7 protein-coding genes are annotated in these 4943 nt (G+C 34.0%); 2 read left to right on the forward strand and 5 right to left on the reverse strand.

Features of this window, described 5'->3' with window-relative positions; genetic code table 11:
- Positions 1–390 precede the first annotated feature (390 nt).
- Together odhB and GO684_RS04830 are read right to left on the reverse strand one after the other, a co-directional pair.
- Positions 391–1563, reverse strand: coding sequence for a 2-oxoglutarate dehydrogenase complex dihydrolipoyllysine-residue succinyltransferase (gene odhB, locus GO684_RS04825; RefSeq protein WP_175939381.1), 1173 nt, complete (start codon positions 1561–1563; stop codon positions 391–393).
- A gap of 410 nt (positions 1564–1973) precedes the next feature.
- The gene (locus GO684_RS04830) at positions 1974–2204 is read right to left on the reverse strand and encodes a class II aldolase/adducin head domain-containing protein (RefSeq protein WP_369408531.1); all 231 of its coding nucleotides are present in this window, start codon (positions 2202–2204) and stop codon (positions 1974–1976) included.
- 199 nt (positions 2205–2403) lie between these two features.
- Between GO684_RS04830 and GO684_RS04835 the strand changes: the two genes are divergently transcribed.
- The gene (locus GO684_RS04835) at positions 2404–3024 is read left to right on the forward strand and encodes an AAA family ATPase (protein WP_175939385.1); all 621 of its coding nucleotides are present in this window, start codon (positions 2404–2406) and stop codon (positions 3022–3024) included.
- 1 nt (position 3025) lies between these two features.
- Here GO684_RS04835 and tsaB read toward each other — a convergent pair whose 3' ends face one another.
- The 3 genes from tsaB to GO684_RS05430 are packed head-to-tail and all read right to left on the reverse strand — an operon-like array spanning position 3026 to position 4439.
- Entirely contained in the window at positions 3026–3640 is a 615-nt protein-coding gene (gene tsaB, locus GO684_RS04840) for a tRNA (adenosine(37)-N6)-threonylcarbamoyltransferase complex dimerization subunit type 1 TsaB (RefSeq protein WP_175939387.1), read from the reverse strand.
- Entirely contained in the window at positions 3628–3909 is a 282-nt protein-coding gene (locus GO684_RS05425; protein WP_246228237.1) for a hypothetical protein, read from the reverse strand. Before GO684_RS05425 ends, tsaB begins: the two co-directional genes overlap by 13 nt.
- 44 nt (positions 3910–3953) lie before the next feature.
- Positions 3954–4439, reverse strand: coding sequence for a hypothetical protein (locus GO684_RS05430; protein WP_246228238.1), 486 nt, complete (start codon positions 4437–4439; stop codon positions 3954–3956).
- A gap of 128 nt (positions 4440–4567) precedes the next feature.
- Here GO684_RS05430 and GO684_RS04850 point away from each other — a divergent pair, with 128 nt between their 5' ends.
- The gene (locus GO684_RS04850) at positions 4568–4732 is read left to right on the forward strand and encodes a hypothetical protein (protein ID WP_175939389.1); all 165 of its coding nucleotides are present in this window, start codon (positions 4568–4570) and stop codon (positions 4730–4732) included.
- Positions 4733–4943 lie beyond the last annotated feature (211 nt).

Genomic DNA, 4943 nt, shown 5'->3' on the forward strand with positions numbered 1-4943 from the left:
GGTTTTTCTACAATACTGAGGGGAGACCAAACAGCTTTTCTTCCTCTTTCAAATTTTAGGTATTTTATCTATGTAGTCAATGCTGTTCTTGAAATGAACACATTTTTGCTACGGCTGTTATACTGTGCTTTTTTGCTACAATTACAGCACTTAGTTTTTTTGCACATATGTGTATTTCACACTTTCTTCAGCATTTCCTTTGCTGATTCCACGACTTTTTCATCCAATAATTTTGATGCCATTTAAACCTTGTTATTTTACTTGCTTTAGCATAGCTTCTTTTCCATTATTGTCTATCCATTCCTTGTACAGTGGGAATTGGTATTAGTTCTTTATCCATCCCCATAATCTGTAAACTGCTACTACTAGGTTAGCAACAACTCACTTGAGCTATATCTTCAAAATTAGCCTATTTGGATCTTCTATATAATTTTTTATTTTGGTGAGGAAAGTTACTGCTCCTTTGCCATCGACTATTCTGTGGTCGTAAGAGAGGGCAATGTACATCATAGGTCTAATTTCAATTGAATTACCCACAGCAATTGGCCTGTTTTGTATAGAATGCATTCCAAGTATTCCAGATTGTGGAGGATTTATTATCGGTGTAGAAAGGAGCGAGCCGTATACTCCGCCGTTTGAGATAGTAAATGTTGCACCCTCCATTTCTGATACTTGCAGCTTACCTTCTCGTGCTTTTTTACCAAGAATAGCTAAAGTTAGCTCAATTTCAGCGAATGACATCTGATCGGCACTCCGAATAACTGGCACAACAAGACCTTTGTCAGTACCAACGGCAACACCTATGTCATAGTAATGTTTATATATGATTTCATCGCCTGAAATTTCAGCGTTAATTTCAAGAATTTCTCCCAGTGCTTGCACTGCTGCCTTTATAAAGAACGACATGAAACCAAGCTTTATTCCATATTTCTTTTCAAAGGTTTCTTTATACTTTGCCCTGAGATCCATGACATTTTTCATGTCGATTTCATTGAACGTGGTCAGTATTGCAGCAGTATTTTGTGAGGCTTTCAAACGAGCAGCAATTACTTGCCTTATTTTGCTTATTTTTACTCGCTCTTCTCTCCGCTCCCCACTTGCTACACTTTTTGGTAATTCATATTGTTTTATCGTAGGCTGTTTAGCTTTGTTCATACAGTCTATCACATCTGCTTTGGTTATCCTGCTTCCCATGCCAGTCCCTTTAATACTTTCTGCACTAATTGCATTTTCCTCCATAATTTTACAAGCTGATGGAGCGTTTCTTTTAGCAGGATTCTCACTTTTATCTTCTTTCTTCACCTCTTCCTTCATCTCTCCTACGGAAAGTTTTGCTAACAATTGATCAGGGCTTATTACATCATCTTCACTTACAAGAAATTCAGTTATTTGTCCTGAAGCTTCTGCAGTTAGTTCAAGTGCTGTTTTGTCAGTCTCAATTTCAAAGATTAAGTCATCTACTTTTACTGCTTCGCCAATACTTTTCTTTATTTTGATTATACCTTCTGTAACTGATTCACCACCAAGAGTTTTTGGTGCTCTGATTTCTATAATCTTACTCATAAAATAACCTTATTGTACGAACTTGCTATAAATTTATACATGAAAAGAAACATATAATAAACTAATAAATTTATTTGGGATTAAAAAGGAGTTTATTGTAACTTACCTTTAGTAGTTAGCCTAGTCCATGCGTGCCAATCTCTCTCACCAAGATTGCTTTCAAAAGATGAAAGATTCTTTTATCGCTAACGCTAAACATTGAATTTTGTATACTTACTCTAAGTGATACGTATAAAACATTACTTTTTATATAGTCCAACCACACGTTATAGGTCCATGATTACCCATTAACATCACAAATTTTCTTTCAAGTTGTCATTAATCTCTAATCTCTTTCCTTTTGCATCATCAAGTGCAAGTGGGTGATAATCATGGTAAGATATCTTTTTATAAAAATGTATGCCGTTAACTTAATAGGAGTATCCATTTTGAGAGAGGAAACTGCTACTATAGACAATAGAAGGCATATACAAGTAAAAGATTGCTTGAATGTTCTTCCTTACTTGATAAGTAAAATCATGGATTATATAACCAGTTCTATTATATTGATACTCTTTACCATCAATTACACTTCTACTAGATGATGCTTTCATTAATGAATTTTCATTTACTTCGTTAAAGCGTATACTAGATGGATAGATATAAAACGACTTTTAATCCCCTAAATGTGTACTGATAGGCATGTGCTAATGCTACATAATTTATGAAGCCTGTATAGAATTTATGCTCTTAAATTGCATAATATCTTAACCATAAAAATAATTTTCTATATAATATTTCAAATGTTTTAAAGCTTAAATTTCATGTTATTATAGATATAAATTTTAACATATAAGTAGTATGATAAACGTTAATATAAAGAAACGGATAACAGGGTTTTTCGTATATATTATTGGCTTTTCAGGAAGTGGCAAGCTCTCTACAGCAATAGAATTGTCCAATATGATAGATGCATTGATTGTGAACAGCAACTTTTCCAACAATACTCAAGTTTGCTCCATATATGATAATGTTTTTGAGCATGATCATATCCCTGAAGAAGTACAAGATAGAATATATAACATTGCACAAATTATGCTCCAGGCAATAGAGGCTTACCCAATTCACTCGAAAAATTATATATTCATTGATGAGCTGATGAAAAATAATGACCACGACATAAAGATGTATAATTCAGTAGTAGAGCTTAGTAAAAGGATGAACACAAAAATTCTTCCTATAGTACTGAGGTGTGACTTACTTACATTACAAAAGCGCATTCAATTAAAAAGGCAAAGGGAAAATAAGAAAGCCACTAATATAGGCAGCATTATAGAGAACTTTAGGACTCATAATTCATTTATACCACCAAATGCTATAGAAATAGAAAACTCGAATATGGGTATAAAAGAAGTAGCCGAAAAAATAACAGGTCAGATGCACAAACTTAGCCAGATTGATTGCATTTATGCAAAAGGATGATCTATAACAATTTCATATACTGAAGCTCATTTAAATATAGAGCTTTGACTTCATTTAATTTTTGTTTATTTTTTAGTCTGTAATGGACTAATAATCCTGCATGGCTAGCATCTAATTTTGGTAGATTGCAGTCCATATATGTAATGCAGTTATTGCCTGATGTTCCAGTGCTTAGACACTGGGCGCCATGCGCTACAATTGGATCTGATAATGGCAATAAATTGCAATCAAATAACTGCGTATAAAATCCCTGAGAATTTTTGATTATAGCTCTGATGTTTTTTTTGTTATTTGCACGAAGCAAAGATATTACGTATGCTTGAACCTCTAATGCATTAACTCCGTATAGTGGCTTATTCGTAGCGAGATTTAGACCTTTCGCAGCCGATATACCAACTCTAATTCCAGTGAAACTTCCCGGTCCAGTTACTACTGCCAAATGGCCTAACTTATTATAGTTATAGTTGCACTTATTGAACAGAGTGTTCAAAATTTGAAAAAACGATTCTGCATGACTATTGCTGGTGGAATTGTGTTCTACAAAACAATTACTATCGTGCTCAACGATTGCTATTGAGCTACCAGCACCTACGGTATCAATTGCTAGAATAGACATTGCTTAAATTTATCATAGAGTTTTGTGAACATTATAGTAAAGGCACTATTACCCATAACGTTTGCTACGTTTGCTGAAGTTATTATTGGGTAAAACACTACATATAATGCTGTGATTAACGAGAGCATTGATAATATTATAATAAAAAAACAATCACTTACTGGGTGAAAGCCAGCGGTTATTAGTACAACAGATAATGTCAGATCAGGTTGCTTTGCATTTTTTTTGTTCCCTTCGAAAATAAGTGGCATAGTTGCATTACTAGACATTGTGCTCATTGCAATAATTAGGTGCTGTTATCATATTACTTATGCTAGTGTTCAGCTCGTGATCCTGAATGAATTTGCGTCCATATAAGACGAAGAATATGAAAGTAGTTGCAGATATGATAATCACAAAAATTTATTGAGCAATCTTTAAATATTACAGATAGAATCTGATTATGCTTCATTTTTGGAGCAAGCTGAAATACAAGTATTAAAATAACCGGTGTCAAGAGCGCTTTCAGAACAAATAGAGTTAAATCTGACATTTTGCGTAAGAACTCTTTGCTCTTTTTGAGTAGCAAAACAGATGCTACTATGCTAAATACAAGTCCACAGGCGAGAACATAAAAGTTAAAAAGCAGTGCAGGTAGTGTAAATGGCCATAAAGGAACAGTTGTTTCTTTATAAACGGTAAAATTTCTTTGATGCTTAAGCTCTATTGAGTACAAAAAGGGTTTCTCTTCTACTGAACCCAAATGACTAAAAAATACAACTGAAATGATAATAGCAAGTAAGGTTAGTAGTTGTAACACGTCCTAATGCAGCGATACTCTACAAATATAATGCGGTAAGTTGGTTTTCAAGTAAAGCAAAACTATCTGAACTGCTGCGGAACATTATGTCTATATCTTAAACAGTGGTTATACAAAGCGCTGAGGTTATGACTTTTTTACTAAGATATGTAATGATTAGTTATGTTAAAGGGGAAATTATGACTAAAAATGAAGTGCTCGCAAGGGTAAAAAATGGGCTCACTGAGAAGTTGGAAATATTTATTAGCAAGAGCAACCTGTTAGGTGTATTTAGCGCCAGTGTCTTATGCTAATTTTCACTATATAAGGAACGGATAGACAATAATGGAAAAACGCATATCTGCAAAAACTAAGTGCTGTAATTGTAGCAAAAAAGCACAGTATAACAGCCGCAGCAAAAATGTGTTGCATTTCAGGAACAGCATTGACTGCATGGATGAAATACCTAAGATTTGAAAGAGGAAGAAAAGCTGTTTGGTCTCCCCTCAGTATTGTAGAAAAACT

Source organism: Wolbachia endosymbiont of Litomosoides brasiliensis (genome assembly GCF_013366805.1).
In the GTDB taxonomy this organism is placed as follows: Bacteria; Pseudomonadota; Alphaproteobacteria; order Rickettsiales; family Anaplasmataceae; genus Wolbachia.